The organism is Kutzneria chonburiensis (genome assembly GCF_028622115.1).
GTDB lineage: Bacteria > Actinomycetota > Actinomycetes > Mycobacteriales > Pseudonocardiaceae > Kutzneria > Kutzneria chonburiensis.
The window spans coordinates 202,225-220,048 of record NZ_CP097263.1; the positions used below are offsets into that span (position 1 = coordinate 202,225).

18 protein-coding genes are annotated in these 17,824 nt (G+C 70.1%); 10 read left to right on the forward strand and 8 right to left on the reverse strand.

Annotated features, from left to right (window positions below):
• Positions 1–71: 71 nt before the first annotated feature.
• Positions 72–746, forward strand: a complete 675-nt coding sequence (locus M3Q35_RS01040; protein WP_273944215.1) for an AraC family transcriptional regulator — start codon at positions 72–74, stop codon at positions 744–746.
• Here the strand turns inward: M3Q35_RS01040 and M3Q35_RS01045 are convergent.
• The 5 genes from M3Q35_RS01045 to M3Q35_RS01065 all read right to left on the reverse strand — a co-directional run bounded on the left by M3Q35_RS01045 (position 734) and on the right by M3Q35_RS01065 (position 5,856).
• Entirely contained in the window at positions 734–1,675 is a 942-nt protein-coding gene (locus tag M3Q35_RS01045) for an NAD-dependent epimerase/dehydratase family protein (RefSeq protein ID WP_273939663.1), read from the reverse strand. The genes M3Q35_RS01040 and M3Q35_RS01045 overlap by 13 nt on opposite strands.
• Positions 1,672–3,297, reverse strand: coding sequence for a DUF885 domain-containing protein (locus M3Q35_RS01050; protein ID WP_273939664.1), 1,626 nt, complete (start codon positions 3,295–3,297; stop codon positions 1,672–1,674). Before M3Q35_RS01050 ends, M3Q35_RS01045 begins: the two co-directional genes overlap by 4 nt.
• Complete coding sequence (locus tag M3Q35_RS01055) at positions 3,294–4,247, reverse strand: S1C family serine protease (protein ID WP_273939665.1); 954 nt, start codon at positions 4,245–4,247, stop codon at positions 3,294–3,296. The genes M3Q35_RS01050 and M3Q35_RS01055 overlap by 4 nt, the downstream gene beginning before the upstream one ends.
• 72 nt (positions 4,248–4,319) lie before the next feature.
• Entirely contained in the window at positions 4,320–5,303 is a 984-nt protein-coding gene (locus M3Q35_RS01060; RefSeq protein ID WP_273939666.1) for a Gfo/Idh/MocA family protein, read from the reverse strand.
• A gap of 37 nt (positions 5,304–5,340) precedes the next feature.
• Positions 5,341–5,856, reverse strand: coding sequence for a hypothetical protein (locus M3Q35_RS01065; protein WP_273939667.1), 516 nt, complete (start codon positions 5,854–5,856; stop codon positions 5,341–5,343).
• A gap of 150 nt (positions 5,857–6,006) precedes the next feature.
• Here M3Q35_RS01065 and M3Q35_RS01070 point away from each other — a divergent pair, with 150 nt between their 5' ends.
• The 3 genes from M3Q35_RS01070 to M3Q35_RS01080 all read left to right on the forward strand — a co-directional run bounded on the left by M3Q35_RS01070 (position 6,007) and on the right by M3Q35_RS01080 (position 9,383).
• Positions 6,007–6,765, forward strand: a complete 759-nt coding sequence (locus tag M3Q35_RS01070; protein WP_273939668.1) for a phosphatase PAP2 family protein — start codon at positions 6,007–6,009, stop codon at positions 6,763–6,765.
• Positions 6,766–6,834: 69 nt separating this feature from the next.
• Positions 6,835–8,853, forward strand: coding sequence for a threonine--tRNA ligase (gene thrS, locus M3Q35_RS01075; RefSeq protein WP_273939669.1), 2,019 nt, complete (start codon positions 6,835–6,837; stop codon positions 8,851–8,853).
• Positions 8,850–9,383, forward strand: a complete 534-nt coding sequence (locus M3Q35_RS01080; RefSeq protein ID WP_273939670.1) for an HIT family protein — start codon at positions 8,850–8,852, stop codon at positions 9,381–9,383. The genes thrS and M3Q35_RS01080 overlap by 4 nt, the downstream gene beginning before the upstream one ends.
• A 94-nt stretch (positions 9,384–9,477) precedes the next feature.
• Here M3Q35_RS01080 and M3Q35_RS01085 read toward each other — a convergent pair whose 3' ends face one another.
• Positions 9,478–10,017 carry a YceI family protein gene (locus M3Q35_RS01085; protein ID WP_273939671.1) on the reverse strand — a complete coding sequence of 180 codons (540 nt, stop codon included), beginning with the start codon at positions 10,015–10,017 and terminating at the stop codon, positions 9,478–9,480.
• A gap of 98 nt (positions 10,018–10,115) precedes the next feature.
• On the opposite strand from M3Q35_RS01085, the gene M3Q35_RS01090 reads away from it, so the two are divergent.
• The 5 genes from M3Q35_RS01090 (at position 10,116) to M3Q35_RS01110 (ending at position 13,669) form a co-directional block, all read left to right on the forward strand.
• Complete coding sequence (locus tag M3Q35_RS01090; RefSeq protein WP_273939672.1) at positions 10,116–10,598, forward strand: MarR family winged helix-turn-helix transcriptional regulator; 483 nt, start codon at positions 10,116–10,118, stop codon at positions 10,596–10,598.
• A gap of 91 nt (positions 10,599–10,689) precedes the next feature.
• Positions 10,690–11,301 (forward strand): phosphatidylinositol phosphate synthase, encoded by a 612-nt coding sequence (gene pgsA, locus M3Q35_RS01095; protein ID WP_273939673.1) that lies wholly within the window; start codon positions 10,690–10,692, stop codon positions 11,299–11,301.
• Between the two features lie 53 nt (positions 11,302–11,354).
• Complete coding sequence (locus tag M3Q35_RS01100; RefSeq protein ID WP_379793828.1) at positions 11,355–12,182, forward strand: phosphatidylinositol mannoside acyltransferase; 828 nt, start codon at positions 11,355–11,357, stop codon at positions 12,180–12,182.
• Positions 12,179–13,237, forward strand: a complete 1,059-nt coding sequence (locus M3Q35_RS01105) for a glycosyltransferase family 4 protein (RefSeq protein WP_273939675.1) — start codon at positions 12,179–12,181, stop codon at positions 13,235–13,237. Before M3Q35_RS01100 ends, M3Q35_RS01105 begins: the two co-directional genes overlap by 4 nt.
• 6 nt (positions 13,238–13,243) lie before the next feature.
• A complete protein-coding gene (locus M3Q35_RS01110; protein WP_273939676.1) occupies positions 13,244–13,669 on the forward strand; it encodes a hypothetical protein in 426 nt (141 codons plus the stop codon).
• A gap of 58 nt (positions 13,670–13,727) precedes the next feature.
• On the opposite strand, the gene M3Q35_RS01115 is transcribed toward M3Q35_RS01110, so the two are convergent.
• Positions 13,728–14,354, reverse strand: a complete 627-nt coding sequence (locus tag M3Q35_RS01115; protein ID WP_273939677.1) for a DUF4360 domain-containing protein — start codon at positions 14,352–14,354, stop codon at positions 13,728–13,730.
• Between the two features lie 251 nt (positions 14,355–14,605).
• On the opposite strand from M3Q35_RS01115, the gene M3Q35_RS01120 reads away from it, so the two are divergent.
• Entirely contained in the window at positions 14,606–15,565 is a 960-nt protein-coding gene (locus tag M3Q35_RS01120) for an NUDIX hydrolase (protein WP_273939678.1), read from the forward strand.
• 19 nt (positions 15,566–15,584) lie between these two features.
• Here M3Q35_RS01120 and M3Q35_RS01125 read toward each other — a convergent pair whose 3' ends face one another.
• Positions 15,585–17,711, reverse strand: a complete 2,127-nt coding sequence (locus M3Q35_RS01125; RefSeq protein ID WP_273939679.1) for an elongation factor G-like protein EF-G2 — start codon at positions 17,709–17,711, stop codon at positions 15,585–15,587.
• Between the last annotated feature and the right edge of the window lie 113 nt (positions 17,712–17,824).

Genomic DNA, 17,824 nt, shown 5'->3' on the forward strand with positions numbered 1-17,824 from the left:
TAGGCTGACATACGATGTCGCGAGACGGACATAGCCCAAAGCAACAAGCACTGATGGTGCTCAGCGTGACCATGCCCAAGGGGGAATGGTTCGACTGGCACCTGCATCCCCAGCATCAGTTCGCGTGGGCCGCCGAGGGCATGCTCACCGTGCAGATCGGCGACGCCGCCTATGTGCTGCCGCCGTCCCGCGCCCTATGGATCCCGGCTGGCATCCTGCACCGCACCGGCGCCGCCAGCACGTCGTCCATGCACAGCATCTACTTCGGCGGGCGGCAGTGGGTCGAGCCGACCGTGGTCGCCGTCGGACCGCTGCTGGCCGAGCTCATTCAGTACCTCGCCGACCTCACGTTGCCCAGCGCTCCCCGCCGCCGCGCCGAAGCCGTGCTGCGGGATCTGCTCGTGCCGGTGCCGGTCTCCACCATCCATGTCCCGACGGTGTCGAAACGCCTGTCGTTGATCGCCCAGGCCTTGACCGACGACCCCGCCGACGACCGCGACCTGGCCGCCTGGGGCCGTCTCGTCGGCGCCTCTTCTCGTACGCTGGCAAGGGCTTTCGTCGCCGAGACCGGCATGACGTTCGGCGCCTGGCGCACCCAGGTCCGCCTGCTCGCGTCACTGCCGCTGCTCGCCGCCGGCATGCCCGTCGCCACCGTCGCCCGCCGCGTCGGCTACGCCACCCCGAGCGCCTTCGTCGCCGCCTTCCGCCGCGTCACCGACACGACACCGGGCGCCTACTTCAGCTGAGCGTCCAGTTCGCCGTGCTTGATGAGCCAGCGTACGGATTCCAACACGGCCGCCTCAGGCTCGTACCGAGGCGCATAACCCAGCAGCCGCACGGCCTTGTCGATCGAGCAGACCTGGCTACGCATCAGGTGCGCCCAGCTGGCGTCGGCGTGCTCAGCCGAGGTCGACGCGCGGAAGTCCTCCCACGACACGGATTCCAGGTTCGCGGTCTGGCCGAACCAGCCGGCGGCGATCTCGGCATAGCCGCGGAGGTTCAACGCCGTCGCGGCCACCACGTTGAAGTCCTCGCCGGCCGCGGCGTCACGGTTGGCGATGGCCAGCTCGAAGGCCTGGGCAACGTCGTCGGCGTGCACGTGGTTCAGGTGCTCGGCCCCGATTCCCGGCACCCGCAACGGTTCTCCGGCTGAAAGCGCTTGCCAGACCGCCGGGTCCAAGTTGCCGAGCGGGCCGATCGGATGCCAGCCGGGACCGACGATGTGCCCGGGGTGCAGCGACGTGGTGACGAGATCGGTCTCGGCCTTCAGCATGCGGGCGATGGCGGCCTTGTTGATGCCGTACTCGCCGATCGGCGGCGTGCCGGCGTCTTCGAAGATCGGGGCCTTGTGGCTTGGGCCGTAGCGCCAGATCGAACCGCAGTGCAGGAGATGCCCGACCTCGCCACGCAGCCGCTCGACCAGCCCGGCCGCCGATTCCAGCGTGAAGCAGATCAGGTCGACGACCACCTCGGGCCGCAGCTCGGCCACCCGGTCGTCGAAGCCGTCCTGCGACCGATCGGCGGCGATCTGCCGCACCTGCTGCCATTCTGCTGCCTCGACATACGCCGACCGCGTGCCGCGGCTCAGGTTCACGACCTCGTGCCCGGCGCGCACCAGCCGCGGCACGAGGAAGGTGCCGATGTGCCCGCTGCCACCAATGACCACGATCTTCACGTCAGCAACCCCGCCAGCTCGGAAGTCAACAGGTCGAGGCCCATCGGCCCGAGGTCCAACGCGGTGCTGTGGAACGTCCGCAGGTCGAAACGGGATCCCTGACGGGCACGGGCGTCGGCCCGGGCGGCGAGCCAGGCCCGCTCGCCGACCTTGTACGCGATGGCCTGACCGGGCAGGCCCAGGTAGCGGTCGACCTCGAAGCGGGCGAACTCGATGCCGCCCATGGCGCCGGACCGGGCGGCGACGAACTCGACGGCAAGCTCCGGCGTCCACACGGCACCGTCGTGGAAACCCACCCCGGCCGGGATCGGCAGTTCGAGATGCAGTCCGATGTCGACGACGACCCGGGCGGCCCGAAGTTGTTGCCCACCGGCGAACATGCCCATCCGGTACGCCGGCAGCTCGTAGTAGCCGAGCTCGTCCATGAGCTTCTCGGCGTAGAGGCCCCAGCCCTCGCCGTGCCCGGGGTGCAGCTCGGCGCTCAGCCGCTGGAACCGGTTGAGGGTACGGGTGTTGAGCACGTTGAGCCCCAGCTGGAGGTGGTGCCCGGGCGCGCCCTCGTGGAACATCACGGACGGCACCGACCAGGTGGCCGGCTCGTCGGACGTCATGGAGTACCACACGGTCCCGGGCCGGCTGAGGTCCTCGGCCGGGGCCAGGTAGTAGACGCCGGTGTTGGTCGCCGGCACGCGGCAGTCCAGCCGCCGCAACGGTTCCGGAATGTCGAAGTGGGTGCCGTCCAGGTCGGCGATGGCCTTGTCGGCCAGCTCCTGGATCCGCCCCCGGAACTGCTCGGCCCCGCGCACCCGGTGCGCCGGATCGGCGTCCAGGGCGGCCAGCACGGCCGGCAGCGGCTCGCCGGGCAGGATCTCCGCGCCGACGGTGCGCATCTCCGCCTCGAGCCGGGCCAGCTCCTGCCAGCCCCATTCGTACGTCTCCAGCAGATCGACCTTGCTGCCGAGGTGGTTGCGCGCCTCCAGGGCATAGCGCTCACGCCCGACGGCGTCGCGCCGAGGAGCGTTCGGGGCCAAATCATCGGCCAGGTAGGACGCGAACTCGACCAGCGCCACGCCGGCCCGCTCGGTCTCGGCCCGGTACGTCGAGGGCAGCGTGCCGAGATAGTCGGCGAATTCCTTGCTCTGCCGGGCACAGTTGACGACCTGGCGCACCGCCGACACACGCCCCTGCTGCCGGCCTCGCTCCAAGGACGCCCGCAGCCCGGAAAGCGCTTGCGGGATGCCCGCCAACCGCGACCGCATGTCCGCGACCACGGTGCGTTCGCCCTGGTCCAGCACCTCGATCGCCTGCCGCAGCAGCTGCGGCGGGCTGGTGATGGTGTTCAGGTCGGCGTCCACGTAGCCGGCGGCGAACCGGGCCAGATCGATCTCCAGCCGGTCCCGCAGCACCGCCGCGGCCCGCCGCTGCGCGTCGGTGTGGACGGGCGTGGTGTTCAACTCGGCGAGAGTCCGCTCGGCCAGCTCGTGCCGGGCCGAGAAACCCTCCGGGCCGTAGTCGGTCAGCTCGCCGTCATGGCCGGCAATGCCCATCATGGCCGCGGCACAGGGGTCGGCCGCGGCGAACTCGCCCACGTACCGGTCGGACAGCGCATCGACGTCGCTCACCGGAGCGAGCATAGGTGCTCGACGCCGCGCTCGTGGCTAATGGTGCCGGCGACGAGTTGCTGGGCCACGGATTTGGCCGTGTTGCCGGGAATGGCGAAGCCGATGCCGACGCTGCCCTTGTTGGGCGAGTAGATGGCCGAGTTGATGCCGATGACCTGGCCCTGCATGTTGAACAAGGGGCCGCCGGAGTTGCCCGGGTTGATCGGCGCGTCGGTCTGGATCACGCCCTTGTAGTTGGTCTGCGACGCGCCGGACTGCGCGTACGGGCTCTGGTTGCCCTCGCCGGCGCTGATGTTCCGGTTGAGCGCGCTGACCACACCGGACGTGACGGTGCCCTGAAGGCCCTCGGGCGAGCCGATGGCCACCACCTGGTCACCCACCTTGACCTGCGAGGAGTCCGCGAACGTGGCCGCCTTCAGCCCGCTGACGCCCTGCACCTTGAGCACCGCCAGGTCGGTCGACGGGTCGGTGCCGACCACGGTCGCCGGGTGCTTGCTGCCGTCGTTGAACGTGACGGTGAACGAGCCGCCGCTGGACACCACGTGGTTGTTGGTCAGGATCAGCCCGTCGGAGCTGATCACCACGCCGGAGCCGATGTCGTTCTGGTTGGCGATCTGCACCACCACCGGCAGTCCGGCCGCGGCCACCGAGCTGATCGAGCCGGTCGCGGTGTTGTTGGCCGCCGGCGTGCCGGAGGTGGTGCCGCCGGCCGTACTGACCACAGTGGACGGTGCCGCGGCGGAGCTGGTGATCCACGCGCCGGTGCCGCCGCCGACCACCGCCGCCATCACCGCCGCGCCGACCAGGATCGCCGTTCCCTTGCGGGACTTGCGTGGCGGCTGTGGTTGGGGCGGCACGAACAGCGGGTTCGGGAAGCCGGTCGGCGGCGTCGGCGTGTCGTCGGTGAAGACGGCGGTGGCGGGCTCAGGGGTGCGGGGCGTCTCGGTCATGGCTCAACTGTGGGGCCCGCACATATGAGGAACCTGAGGCGAAGGCGTGTGCTCCCCAAGAGTTTCCTGGCGTTATCTGGGGGATAGGCCGGCCTTGCGATAGATCTCGTCGATCACGGTCATGTTCCGGACCGAATCGGACGGTGGCGTGAGCACCGGCCGGCCGCGCAGCACCGCGTCGCAGAAGGCGTCCAGCTGATAGCTGTAGGACGGCCGCCTGGACAGCCGCTCCACGCGCTTGCCGGTGGCCGTGCGCACGGTCAGCCGGTGATAGGCCTGCGGCTGGACGAAGTTGAAGACGTCGATGCGGCCCTTGTCGCCCTGCGCCGAGGCGGTGATCTTGAGGATGTCGGACGACCACAGCGACGCCACCAATGAGCCGGTATGTGCGCCTGGGAACACCAATGTGGCTTTCATGGCGCGGTCCACGTCCGGCTTGTGCAGCTTGGCCTGAGCGGAGACGACCGTCGGCTCACCGCCGCCGAGCAGCCGGGTCATGTGCAGCGCGTAGCAGCCGGCGTCCATCATCGCGCCGCCGCCGAGCTCGCGGTTGTAGCGGATGTCGGAGAACTTGGGCAGCGGGAAGCACAGCGCGGCCTGCACATGCTTGAGCGTGCCGATCTCGCCGGACTCGATGATCTCGGCGAGGCGCGCGGCCAGCGGGTGGTAGCGGTAGTGGAACGCCTCCATCACCACCAGACCGCTCTTGTCGGCGGCGTCGGCCACGGTCTGGGCCTCGACGGCGTTGCTGGTGAACGGCTTCTCGCACAGCACGTGCTTGCCGGCATCGAGCGCCGCCAGCGTCCACTGCGCGTGCAGGGCGTTGGGCAGCGGGTTGTAGACGGCGTCGATGCCGGGGTCGGCCAGCAGCTCCTCGTAGCTGCCGTGCACGGTGGCGATGCCGTGCTTGGCCGCGTACTCGGCGGCGCGGCCACGGTCCCGCGCCGCCACCGCGACCACCTCGGCCTCGGCGTTGTCCCGGGCCGGCGCGATCAGGGCGGTCGGCGCGATACGCGCCGCGCCGAGCACCCCGATGCGGACTTTGTTCGTGCTCATGGGGCGATGATGCCCCATGGTTGGTAAACAGGTGTAACTAGCCCTGCTGGGTGCCGTTCTGCGGGCCCGGGCCGTGGTTGCCGCGCGGGCCGAAGCCGCCCTGCGGGCCGTTGTACTGGCCGTTGAACGGCCGGTGCACGCCCGGTCCGTAGCCCCCGCCGTGGTGGGAGCCGATGAGGCCGCCGATGCCGCCGCCCACGATCAGGCCGACCACCAGCGCGGCCACCACCTGCGTCACCCGGTGCCGGGCGAAGTTGGCGAACTTGCCGGGCGGCCGCTGCACGTAGATCACCTGCGGCTGCGGCTGGCCGGGCGGGGGCGGCGCGTAGGACGGCGACTCGGCCGCGAACGCCTGGGTCTGCGGCTCCTCGGCCGCCACCGGCTCGGGCTGGGCCTGCGGCGGCGTCGGTGCCGCCGGCGCCTCGGCTGCGGGCGCGGGCTGGTGTTCGGCCGCGGGCTCGGCCGCGGTCGGCTGCTGCTGCGCGTCGGGGCCGGCCACGGGCCGCTGGTGCTGCTCGGTCGGCTGCTCGTCTGGGTTCTTCGGCTCGGACATCTGGCCTGCTCCTGGGGTCCACTCGAAACTGCTCTCCACCAGACTGTGCGAGCGGGCTGTGCCTGCGCTGAGCGGAACCTGTCGAAGTCGTAGCGAAACCATGACACCGCACGCACAGTTCACACACAGGACACGGGCAGTGTCGATCTCATGAGGCTGCTGTCCGTGGTGGGGTGCGTGTTCGGGTTGGTGCTCGCCTACGTGGTTTTCGTGGTGTCCCCGAGCGGACGCGCGCTGGAGGACGCCACGCTGCCGGCCCCGAGCAACGGCGGCCCGATCGCGGCGATCAGCCCGCAGCTGATCGGCGTGGGCATCATTCTCGTGCTGGCGATCGGGGCCTCGCAGCGCCGCTGGCGGCAGACCGGTGCCGCGGCCGTGCTGATGGCCGGCGCGATCGCGTCCGCGCAGCTGCTGAAGGTGTCGCTGCTGTACCGCCCGGGCCCCATCGCCAACAGCTTCCCCGGCGGCCACGTCACGGCCTGTGCCGCGATCGTGCTGGCCCTGCTCCTGGTGCTGCCGCTGGACCTGCGGCCGTTCGCCCTGATCCTCGGCGCGGTGCTGACGGCCTATGTCGCTGCCACGACCACGGAGCTGGGCTGGCACCGGCTCAGTGACACGATCGGGGCGTTGTCGCTGTGCGGGGCCTTCGCGGTGGCCGTCTCGGACGTCGAACCGGTGTGGTGGGCGACCCTGATGGCCGCCGCCGCGCCGGCCACCGCCGTCGTCGCCGGATATGTGGTAGCCGCCCTGACCACCCGCACCGACCTGGTGATCGTCGCCACGGGAGCGATCACCGCCGGCGTGGTCGCGGCCGTCGCGCTGCCGCTGTGTGCCCAGCCGAGGGCTACGGCGAACGCCGAGGTGTCCGCTGGATACGATGGGGAGCCGACAAGGCCGTATCCAGTGTGAAGCCGTGTCCCGGATGAAGGAGTTACTGTGTCGCAGCCGCGTCCCTCAGGCCCAGGAGCAGCACCCCGTGTGACGGTGCCGGCCGGGACGACTGCGGGCACGGCGGTCCGCGAGGCGGGTCTGCCGGGCAAGGGTTCCGACGCGATCGTCGTGGTGCGCGACGCCGACGGCAAGCTGCGCGACCTGTCCTGGGCCCCGGAGGCCGACGTCGAGGTGGAGGCCGTCGCCGCCGACACCGACGACGGCCGCAGCGTGATCCGGCACTCCACCGCGCACGTGCTGGCGCAGGCCGTCCAGCAGGCCTTCCCCGAGGCCAAGCTGGGCATCGGCCCGCCGATCAAGGACGGCTTCTACTACGACTTCCAGGTGGACAAGCCGTTCACCCCCGAGGATCTGGCCGACCTCGAGAAGCGGATGAAGCAGATCATCAAGGGCTCGCAGCGGTTCTCCCGCCGCGTGGTCGAGTCCGTCGACGCGGCGAAGGACGAGCTCAAGGCCGAGCCGTTCAAGCTGGAACTGGTCGACATCAAGTCCGACGTCGACACGTCCGAGGTGATGGAGGTCGGCGCCGGTGAGCTGACCATCTACGACAACCTCGACCCGCGCTCCGGCGACCGGGTGTGGGGCGACCTGTGCCGCGGCCCGCACGTGCCGACGACCAAGCACATCCCGGCGTTCAAGCTGACCCGCTCGGCCGCCGCCTACTGGCGCGGCAGCGAGAAGAACCCGCAGCTCCAGCGGGTGTACGGCACCGCGTGGGAGTCGCAGGAGGCGCTGGACAAGCATATGGAGCTGCTGGCCGAGGCCGAGCGCCGCGACCACCGCCGCCTCGGCACCGAGCTCGACCTGTTCAGCTTCCCCGACGAGATCGGCTCCGGCCTGGCCGTGTTCCACCCCCGCGGCGGCATCGTGCGCCGGGCCATGGAGGACTACTCGCGCCGCCGGCACGAGGAAGAGGGCTACGAGTTCGTCTACTCGCCGCACATCACCAAGGGCGCGCTGTTCGAGACCTCCGGCCACCTCGACTGGTACCGCGACGGCATGTACCCGGCGATGCACCTGGACGCCGAGCACAACGAGGACGGCTCCCTGCGCAAGCCCGGCCAGGACTACTACCTCAAGCCGATGAACTGCCCGTTCCACGACCTGATCTTCCGGTCGCGCGGGCGCTCCTACCGCGAGCTGCCGCTGCGCATGTTCGAGTTCGGCACGGTCTACCGGTACGAGAAGTCCGGCGTGATCCACGGCCTGACCCGCGTGCGCGGCATGACGCAGGACGACGCGCACATCTTCTGCACCCCGGAGCAGGTGCAGGAGGAGCTCAAGTCGCTGCTCGGCTTCGTGCTCGGGCTGCTGCGCGACTACGGCCTCGACGACTTCTACCTCGAGCTGTCGACCCGCAACGACGAGAAGTACGTCGGCTCGGACGAGGTGTGGGAGCAGGCCACCGCGGCGCTGCGCGAGGCGGCCGAGGACTCCGGCCTCGAGCTGGTGCCGGACCCGGGCGGCGCCGCCTTCTACGGCCCCAAGATCTCCGTGCAGGCCAAGGACGCGCTGGGCCGCACCTGGCAGATGTCGACCATCCAGCTGGACTTCAACCTGCCGGAGCGGTTCGAGCTGGAGTACACGTCCAGCGACGGCAGCCGGCAGCGGCCGGTCATGATCCACCGCGCGCTGTTCGGCTCCATCGAGCGGTTCTTCGGCGTGCTCACCGAGCACTACGCCGGTGCGTTCCCGGCCTGGCTGGCCCCGGTACAGGTGGTCGGCATCCCGATCGCCGACGAGCACGTGGACCACCTGCTCCAGGTGACCAAGGCGCTGCGGGCCAAGGGCATGCGGGTCGAGGTGGACGCCTCCGACGACCGGATGCAGAAGAAGATCCGCAACCACACCATGCAGAAGGTGCCGTTCATGCTGGTCGCCGGCCAGAAGGACGTGGAGGCCGGCGCGGTGTCGTTCCGCTTCCGTGACGGCAGCCAGGTCAACGGCGTGCCGGTGGAGCAGGCCGTGGACGCGGTGGTGAACTGGGTGCAGCGTCGCGAGAACGCCTCGCCCAGTGCCGAGTCCTTCACGGTGGCCACCGCGTGACGGTGCCGCAGGAGGGCGTGGGGGTCCCGGACGCGTTGCAGCGGCTGTGGACCCCGCACCGGATGGCCTACATCCGGGGCGAGAACAAGCCCGAGGGCGACGAGCCGGCGGGCTGCCCGTTCTGCGCCATCGTCAACCTGCCCGACGAGCAGGCGCTGATCCTGGCCCGCGGGCAGCTGGTGTACGCCGTGCTGAACCTGTACCCGTACAACGCCGGGCACCTGATGGTCGTGCCGTACCGGCATGTCGCCGACTACACCGACCTGAACGCGGCCGAGACCGTGGAGCTGGGGGAGTACACCCAGACCGCGATGCGCGTGGTGCGGAGCGTGTCGGCCCCGCACGGCTTCAACATCGGCATGAACCAGGGCGCGATCGCCGGCGCCGGCATCGCCGCCCACCTGCACCAGCACGTGGTGCCGCGCTGGGGCGGCGACGCCAACTTCATGCCGGTCATCGGCCAGACCCGCACCATCCCCCAGCTGCTGGGCGAGACCTGGGACCTGCTGTCCAAGGCCTGGCCCCGCTAACCCCGCGAGTCCCGCCTAGCGTCACACCGAATGTGTGAATCGGATTCAAACATTCGGTGTGACGCTGAGCGGGACTCGCGGGGGTGTGGGGAGGTCAGGCCTGCAGGCCGGCCTCGACGTCCAGCTCGATCTTGATCTTGTCGCTGACCACGGCCGACGGGATGCCGCCGCCGACGCCGAAGTCCGAGCGCTTGATCTCGGTGCTGGCCGACACGCCCAGGACCTTGCTGTTCGGGCCGTCGCCGAAGCCGCCGAGCTCGCCGGTCAGGGTGACGGACTTGGTCACGCCGTGCAGCGTCAGGTCGCCGTCGATCTCGATGTCCTCGCCGTCGATGCGCACCGCGGTCGACGTGAAGGTCAGGTGCTCGTGCTCCTCGACGTGCAGGAAGTCGGCCGAGCGGACGTGACCGTCGCGCTGCTCGTTCTTGGTGTCCACGCTGTCGGCCACGATCTGGGCGGTGACCGACGACTTGGTCGGGTCCTCGCCGGTGACGATCGTGCCGCTGATGGTGTTGAAACGACCGCGAACCTTGGACACGCCGAGGTGGCGGACGATGAACGCGACCTCGGAGTGCACCGGGTCGATGGTCCAGGTGCCGGCGACATATCCGGGGATCTGGGTTGCGGCAGTCATCTTTCGGTCCTCCATGAGCAGGTTCAGAGCCTTGGTTGAACTCTCAACTGAACCCTAGCACTGAGATTGAGCGTTCAACAACAGGTATGATGTGACTCATGAGCGAGCCGCGGTGGTTGTCCGATTCCGAGCAGCAGGTGTGGCGGGCGTACACCGCCGCGACCAAGCTGGTCAACGAGCGTCTGGACCGCCAGCTGCAGCGTGACTCCGGCATGCCGACCACGTACTACGAGATCCTCGTCGCACTCTCCGAGTCCCCCGATCGTCAGCTGCGGATGAGCGAGTTGGCCGAGTTCACCAAATCCTCCCGCAGCCGGCTGTCGCACGCGATCGCCCGCCTGGAGGAGAACGGCTGGGTGCTGCGGCAGTCCTGCGCCACCGACAAGCGCGGCGCGTTCGCCGTGCTCACCGACGACGGCCTGGCTGCGGTTGCCGCCGCCGCACCCGGGCACGTCGGCGAGGTGCGCAGCGTGCTGTTCGACGGGCTGAGCGAGGAGCAGGTGTGGCAGCTCGGCCTGATCTGCGAGGCCATCACCACCCAGGCCAGCAAGGGCTGCCCCACCAACCCGTGTGACGAATGAGACGCGGGGTGTCGCTGGCACACCGCTCACCCTCGCTGGTTAGGCTGGTCCTCCCAGGTCCTGACGTGCAGGTAGGTGCCGCCGCCGCCCCATGCTGAACATCTTCGCTCGCGCCTCGGTCTCCCGCGTCACCGATCCGGTCGGGACGTGGCTGCTGCGACGCGGTGTCACGCCCAACGCCGTCACGATCATCGGCACCGCCGGCACCGTGCTCGGCGCACTCTGGTTCCTGCCGCGCGGCGAGCTGTTCGCCGGCACGCTCGTGATCACCTTCTTCGTGCTGTTCGACCTGCTCGACGGGGCCGTCGCGCGGGCCAGCGGGGCCGGCACCCGGTTCGGCGCGGTGCTCGACGCCAGCTGCGACCGCATCGCCGACGGCGCCCTGCTCGGGGCCATCGCGTGGTGGTGCCTGGCCGTGGCCGGTGACCGTCCGGCCGGCGCCGCCGCGTTGATCGCCCTGGTCGGGGCCCAGGTCATCTCGTACGTCAAGGCGCGGGCCGAGGCCACCGGCCTGACGGCTGACGGCGGCCTGGTCGAACGGGCCGAGCGCATGATCCTGGCCCTGGTCGGCACCGGGCTCGCCGGCCTCGGCGTGCCGTACGCGCTGGATATCGCGCTGTGGGTGTTGGCCCTGCTGGCCGTCATCACCGTCGGGCAGCGCATCGTCGCCGTCCACCGATCGGCCAAGGAGCAGACCGGGTGAAGGGTCTGCTGATCACCGCCGCCTACCGAGCCGGTTGGGCGTTCGCGCGGATCATGCCCGAGCAGGTCGCCGCCGGCGTCTTCCAGTGGGGCGCCGACCTCGCGACCCGGCGCAACGGGCCCGGGGTCGCGCAGTTACGCCGGAACCTGGCCCGGGTGGTTCCCCGCGCCGGGGCCGCCGAACTGGACGAGCTCGTTGCGCGGGGCATGCGTTCGTACGCCCGCTACTGGTGCGAGACGTTCCGGCTGCGGCGCGGCGACGTCGCCGCCGTGCACGAGGCGGTCGAGCGCACCGCCACCGGCCAGGAGAACCTGCACGCCGCGTGCGCCGAGGGCAACGGCGTGATCCTGGCGTTGCCGCACTGCGGCAGTTGGGACCTGGCCGGCGTGTGGCTGCTCGGTCACACCGACCAGGTCAGCGTCGTGGTGCAGCGGCTGCGGCCCGAGTCCCTGTTCCGGAGCTTCACGCGGGCCCGTGAACGGCTGGGGTTCGACGTCGTGCCGTCTTCCGGCGGTTCCTCGCGGCCCACCGAGCACCTGGCCCAGCGGCTGCGGGCCGGCGGGGTCGTGTGCCTGTTCGCCGACCGGGACCTCACCGCCAACGGCGTGCCCGTGTCGTTCTTCAACGGCACCACTCGCATGCCCGCCGGGCCGGCGTATCTGGCCGCCACCACCGGCGCGGCGCTGCTGCCCGTCGGCACGTGGTTCACCGAGACCGGGTGGGGGATGCGGGTGCATCCGCCCGTCAAGGTCAACGGCATCGACGGCATCCCGGCGGCAACGCAGGCTTTGGCCGACGTGTTCGCCGCCGACATCGCGGCCCATCCCGAGGACTGGCACATGCTCCAGCGGCTGTGGTTGACCGAGGACCTCTTCGAGTGAGGATCGGCCTGGTCTGCCCGTACTCGCTGGCCGTGCCGGGCGGGGTCCAGGCCCACGTCACCGGTCTCGCCGCCGCACTTCGCGGGCTCGGCCACTCCGTGTCCGTGCTGGCCCCGTCCGGGCGGGCCTTCGCCGTGCCGTTCAACGGTTCCGTCGCTCGCTTGGCCTTCGGTCCTCGCGCTTACCTTCGCGTTCGGCGTTGGCTCCGTGACGGCGACTTCGACCTGCTGCACCTGCACGAGCCCATCGCCCCCAGCCTGTCCTTCCTGGCTTTGACCTTGGCTCGCGGTCCCGTCGTCGCCACCTTCCACACCTCTTTCGACCGTTCGTGGATCTTGTTGGCCGCCCAGGGCGTTCTTCGTCCTCAGCTGGAGAAGGTCACCGCCCGGATCGCCGTGTCCGAGCCCGCTCGGCGGGTGCAGGTCGAGCATCTCGGCGGCGATGCCGTCGAGATCCCCAACGGCGTGGATGTCGGGTTTTTCGCGGGTGCCTCGCCCCTGCCTGGTTATCCCCGCTCCGGCGGCACCATCGGCTTCGTCGGCCGGTTCGACGAGCCCCGCAAGGGCATGTCCGTTCTCGTCGATGCCGTGCGCTATTTGGACCGCCCCGGTTTGCGCCTGCTCGTCGCCGGCCGCGGCAACGCCGCCGCTCTGCGGGCCGCTTGTCCCCAGGCCGAGGTCCTCGGCGAGGTTTCCGACGCCACCAAGGCGTCTTTGCTCCGTTCCGTCGATGTGCTGTGCGCCCCCAACACCGGCGGCGAGAGCTTCGGCATCGTCCTCGCCGAGGCCCTCGCCGCCGGCACCCCCGTCGTCGCCTCCGACCTCGACGCCTTCCGCCGCGTCCTCGGTCCCGCCGCTTCCTTCTCCCCACCCGGCGACCCCGCCGCCTTGGCCTCGTCCTTGGCTTCGATGCTCGACGATCCCCTACGCCGCAGGGAATTCGCTTTCGCCGGCGCTTCCCGCGCCCTAGCCTTCGACTGGTCCGTGGTCGCCGACTCCGTACTCCGCGTCTACGAAGCCGCCACATCAGCTTCGCCGCTACCGTCCCGAATGTAGGTGGGCATGCCTCAGGGCTACTCCGGCCGTTTCCTCGGCATCGGCACCGAGCGCTACCGCTGGTCCCTGCGGCACACCCATGCCGACCTCCCCGATCCCACCGAGCGCGACAAGACCTGCCGCGAGATCGTCTGGTTCCGCCGCGAGGGATCCCAGGCCACCGTGCAGGTGGTCTTCCGCCCCGGCAACGGTTTTTTCGTGCCGGAGGGCATGTTCCTGCACTCAGGCATGGTCCGGCACGCCGACCGCCGGGGCCTCAACCTCAACACCCCCGGCATGGCCCGCGCCCTCCTCGACGCCGCCATGGCCGCCGGCTGGGATCCCCTCGGCGACGGCACCACCGAACTCGACGGCTGGTCCCTCTTCGACGCCGCCTTCGCCAACGCCACCTCCGGTCAGTACCACCCGCGGCCCGCTACCTCCGACGGCTGAGCCCTTTCCGGTTCGCTGGAGTGAGCCACCTCCCGGGCGGGCGGGAGGTGGCGTCGATTCACGGGCACGTTTTCCAGGCGAAGTGATACGTCGTCTTGATTCCGCCGTCCGTCGAGAACATCTGGATGAAACTCGTCGTCTGCGGATCGGAGGTGCCCAATCCGACCCGCAGTTCGGTGTTGATGTTGAAGTTGCGTTCTTCCCCGCACGGCAGGTAGACGAGGGTGGCGATATCCGTGGTGTCGGTCTCCTGCCAATCGTCGTCAAGTGGACTGTCCAACGAATGGGCGACCGACGTCGTCTGCGGCATACCCTGGAAGTAGTAGTTCGCCTTCTCTCGCCCGGTCGCCCCCGGCTCCAGATGGCCGTATCCGCGGTAATCGGCCTCCGCGATCGCGTACGTGAAGCCCTGCGGCACGTGCACCCGCAGGTTGAGCTGGCAATTCTTGATGAAGTCGGTCGGCCCGGCCCCCTTGCCCACCTTGGCCATGAAGGCGCTGTACGTCACGGTGAACGACGTGTTGTCCGTCGAAACGGCCACCGCGGCCGTAGTGGCCGGACAGCCGGATCCGTTCACCGTCGCTACATCGATAACGATCTTGTCCGGTGGCGGCGGCGAGTTCCAGTGGGGTGACATCGTCGACATGGATAACAATGCGCCGACCGTGACAATCGCCTTGAGCATGAATTCCCTCCCGCACTTCATGGCATGATCGCGAGCGCATCTCACCTTATCGCGATAACGTTTTCACGCCACCCACTAAACGGCGTAAGTGTCCTCATTCGCGGATCATCCGACGTTCGGTGATCCTCGTCGCCGACGTCTGGTCCTCGATGGACGTCGGAGCCGAGGGGACAGCAAGCCGGCAATCGCGCGGCGCGGGCACCCCGCGCGACCACAGGACCTCCGTCCCCCGTCCGGCGTAGGGTCGGGCGGTGATCTTCGAGGGGGTGGCGGCGGGCCTGGCGGTGCTCGGTGTCCTGGTGGCCAGGACGATGCGCCTGACCAGCCGGCTGGACCGCCTGCACATCCGGACCGATGCGGCCTGGGCGGCGTTGGATGCGGCATTGGCCCGCAGGGCGTTGCTGGCGCGGCTGGCGAGCCCGAAGTTGCACGAGGCGACGGGGCAGGCCGAGAAGGCGGAGAAGGGTGACCGCGAAGCGGCGGAGAACGAAGTGAGCCGGCTGCTGGGGGAGCTGGATCGGGAGGCGCTGCCGGCGGAGATCGCGACGGAACTGGCCGACGCGGAGCATCGGCTGGTGCTGGCACGGAGGGTGCACAACGACGCGGTGCGGGACACGTTGTCGTTGCGGCGTAAGAAATCGGTGCGGTGGCTGAGGCTGGCCGGGAAAGCGCCGCTGCCCAGCTACTTCGAGATCGCGGAGCCGATGGCGCCGGAGAGTGGCGAGCAGGCGATGGTGCCGCGGGCGTCGGCCCGGATTCTGCTGGTGGACGACGACAAGCGGGTGCTGTTGTTCCGGGGTGGCAATCCGCCGCCGAACAACACGGAGCAGTGGTGGTTCACGCCGGGTGGTGGCGTTGAAAAGGGCGAGGCGCTCCGGGAAGCGGCGGTCCGGGAACTGGCGGAGGAGACGGGAATCCGTTGCGGTGAAGCGGATCTGACGGGGCCGGTGTGGCTGCGCCGCGTCACGTTCTGCTTCGACGGCCGGTGGTTTCTCGGTGAAGAGTGGTTCTTCCTGTTGCGCACCAACGCGGATGCCATCGACACGTCCGGTTTCACGGAGCTGGAGCACGACACCGTGACGGGCCACCGCTGGTGGACCACGCAAGAACTGGCGAAGTCGGACGAGCTGATCTACCCGCCGCTGATCGGCCCACTGCTGGACGACCTGCTGACCACGGAATGGGACGGGACGGTGCGGCCCGTGCGGTGAGGCACGGGCCGCGCCGACGTCACGCCTTGGCCGCCAGGTTGTCGGGCAGCGGGTCGTACCGAGCGAAGTGCCGGGTGAACGTGGCGGTGCCCGACGCCAGGGAGCGCAGCTCGACGGCGTAGCGAACGAGCTCGGTCGCGGGCACCTCGGCCCGGATGAGCGTCCGCCCGGGCGTGATGTCGGCCTCGGTGCCCAGCACCCGAGCCCGCCGACCGGACAGGTCGCCGAGCACGGCCCCGAGATAGTCGTCGGGCAGTCGGATGGTGACCTCGTCCATCGGCTCCAGCAGCGAGATCCGGCTGTTGGCGGCGGCCTCCTTCAACGCCATCGCGCCGGCGGTCTGGAACGCGGCGTCGGAGGAGTCGACGCTGTGGGCCTTGCCGTCGACCAGGGTCACGCGCACGTCGACGCACGGACGGTCGCTGTGCAGACCCCGCGCGAGCTGGGCCCGAACGCCCTTCTCCACGCTGGGAATGAACTGGTGCGGCACCGACCCGCCGACGACCCGGTCCACGAACTCGAAACCGGAGCCACGCGGCAGCGGCTCCACCTCCAGATCGCACACGGCGTACTGGCCGTGCCCGCCGGACTGCTTCACGTGCCGGCCGTGTCCCTTGGCGGCCTTGGCAAAGGTCTCCCGCAGCGGCACCCGGACGTCCTCGGTGTCGACCTCGGCCCCGCCGGCCCGCAGCCGGGCCAGCACGACGTCGGCATGGGCCTCGCCCATGCACCACAACACCATCTGGTGCGTCTCGACGTTGCGCTCCAGCCGCAGCGTCGGATCCCCGGCGACCAGCCGCGCGAGGTTGCGGGCCAGGGTGTCCTCGTCGCTACGTTTGCGAGCGACGATCGCCACCGGCAGCAGCGGCTCGGGCATCAGCCACGGCGACATCAGCAGCGGCTGGTCGGGGCTGGACACGGTGTCACCGGTCTCGGCCGAACCCAGCTTGGTCAGCGCGCAGAGATCACCAGCCACGCAGAACGGCACTTCCCGCAGCTGCGATCCCAACGGCGAGTAGATGTGCGCGACGCGCTCGTCCTCGTCGTGGTCCTCGTGCCCGCGGTCGCTCATGCCGTGCCCCGACACGTGCACGGACCGCTCCGGTCGCAGCGTCCCGGAAAACACCCGGACGAGCGACACCCGACCGACGTACGAGTCGACGGCGGTGCGCACGACCTCGGCCGCGAGCGGACCGTCCGGGTCGGTGCTGATGTCCAGCACGACACCGCCGACCGGGTCGGTCACCGACGGCAGCGGATGCTCGAGCGGGGACGGGAAGGCGCGCACGATGCCGTCCAGGATCTCGGCCAGCCCGAGCCCGGTGCCGGCGCACGCCGGCACGACCGGGTGGAACGACCCCCGGCTGACCGCGGTCTCCAGGTCGGCGATGAGCACGTCCTGGTCGATCTCCTCGCCGCCGAGGTAGCGCTCCATCAGGGTCTCGTCCTCGCTCTCGGCGATGACGCCCTCGATCAGCGCGTTGCGGTGGTCGGCCATGAAGTCGGTCAGCGCGGCGTCGGGCTCCTGGACCGTGGGCGGATAGCCGTCGGCGTAGTCGAAGACGCGCTGGGTGATCAGGCCGACCAGCTTGGTGTTGTCCGAACCGGGGACCGGCAGGTAGAGCGGCAGCACGCCGGCGCCGAACGCGGCCTGGCAGGCGGCCAGTTCGGCGTCGAAGTCGGCGCGGTGGTGGTCGAGCCGGGCGATCACGACGCCGCGCGGCATGCCGACGGCCGCGCATTCCTCCCACAGCGCCATGGTCATGGCGTCGACGCCCTCGGCCGCGCCGACCACGAAGATCGCCGCGTCGGCCGCCCGCAGGCCGGCCCGCAGCTCGCCGACGAAGTCGACGTATCCGGGCGTGTCGATGAGGTTGATCTTGACGTCCTGGTGGACCAGCGGTGCCACCGCCAGCCCGACCGAGCGCTGCTGGCGCTGGGCCGCGGGGTCGTGGTCGCACACGGTCGTGCCTTCTGTGACGGACCCGGCCCTGGTCAGCACGCCGGAGGCGGCCAGAAGCGCCTCGGTGAGCGTGGTCTTGCCGGCCCCCGACGGGCCGACCAGCACGACGTTGCGGACCTTGGCCGGGTCGCTTACAGCGACCGCGCCGCCGGAATGGGTGTTGTCGGTGTTCTTGGACCCCATGGGGTCACCTCCCGTACGAACGGAATACACCTCGGTGTGGTCGATCTCACACCTGATCCGCTGGTCGGACAAGCCCGCCGGCGAAGTGGCCTTCGGAGATTCCGTCAAATTGG